Annotated in this window: 1 protein-coding gene; it reads left to right on the forward strand. The window is 74.9% G+C overall.

Annotated elements, in window-relative coordinates:
• Window positions 1–1006, forward strand: a 1006-nt coding sequence (locus HCN52_RS24500) for a tetratricopeptide repeat protein (protein ID WP_168090600.1), incomplete at its 5' end; no start/stop codon positions are given.
• Window positions 1007–1209 lie beyond the last annotated feature (203 nt).

Here is a 1209-nt window from a genome sequence, read left to right on the forward strand (position 1 = left end):
CCCGCTGCCGCCGCCGGCGCCCGGGGGCCCGCCGCACGCGCCGGCCACCAACCGGCCCGACCTGCGGTCGACCGCGCTGGCGCTGCCGGTGCCGCGCGTGGACCCGCAGGACCCCAACGCGGGCTTCCTCGCCGGGCTGGTCGCCACCGAACCCGAGGATCTGCTGGCCGCGTTGGGCGAGGCGCCGGAGGAGTCGGTGGAACGTTCGCTCCGGGAGGTCCGGGCGCTGATGGAACAGGCCACCGGGTCGGCCACCGACTCCGCGTGGCACCGGGCCGCCGACAGCGTCCTCACCGCGCTGGCGCGCGACCACGGCGACGACTGGCGGGTGGTGTGGCACCGCGGGCTGCTGGCTCTCGACGGTGGCGACCTCGACCTGGCCGCTCTCGCCTTCGACGCGGTCTACGACGCGTTCCCGGGGGAACTGGCGCCCAAGCTGGCACTGGCCGTCTGCGCCGAGCACCTGGGTCAGTCGGACAACGCCGCCGACTACTACGAGCTGGTGTGGTCGACCGACCCCAGCCACGTCAGCGCGGGTTTCGGGCTCGCGCGCGTCCGGCTGGCGCTGGGCGACCGCGCCGGCGCGGTCCGCGCGCTGGAGTCCGTCCCCGACACCTCCGCCCACTGGACCGCCGCGCGCGTCGCGGGCGTCCGGGCACGCCTGCGCCAGCGGGCCCCCACCGAACCTCTCCTGCCGGACCTGCGCGCCGCTGCCGGACAGCTGACACTGCTCCGTGAACAGGGTCTGGAACCGGCACTGGCCGAACGGTTGTCCTGTGAAGTGCTCGGTTCAGCGCTCGACTGGTTGCTGGCGGGTCGCGTCGGGGACGACCGGGTCCACACGGGAGAGGAACGACTGATGCCGGACCAACCGTTGACCGAGACCGGCGTCAGACTGGGACTGGAACGCTCGTACCGGGTGCTCGCCCGGTTGGCGGCGACCAGTGGAGAACGGATCGAACTGGTGGAGACGGCCAACCGTCTCCGCCCGAGAACATGGGTGTGACGATGCCGCAGCGTGATCAAGTCTCCTGTCCGGCCTGTGGGGAGGCCCCGCGTACCGACGAGCGGTACTGCGCGGTGTGCGGTTCCGGGCGGCAGGCGCCGGCGGGTGACTCCGCCGGGGCGCCCGCGTCGTCGCCGAGCCCCGCCGGGGGCGGCACCGCCGCTGCTCCGGGCCACGCACCGGGAGCCGCGTCGCCACCGGGC

Source organism: Streptomyces bohaiensis (assembly GCF_012033785.1).
Lineage (GTDB): Bacteria > Actinomycetota > Actinomycetes > Streptomycetales > Streptomycetaceae > Streptomyces > Streptomyces bohaiensis.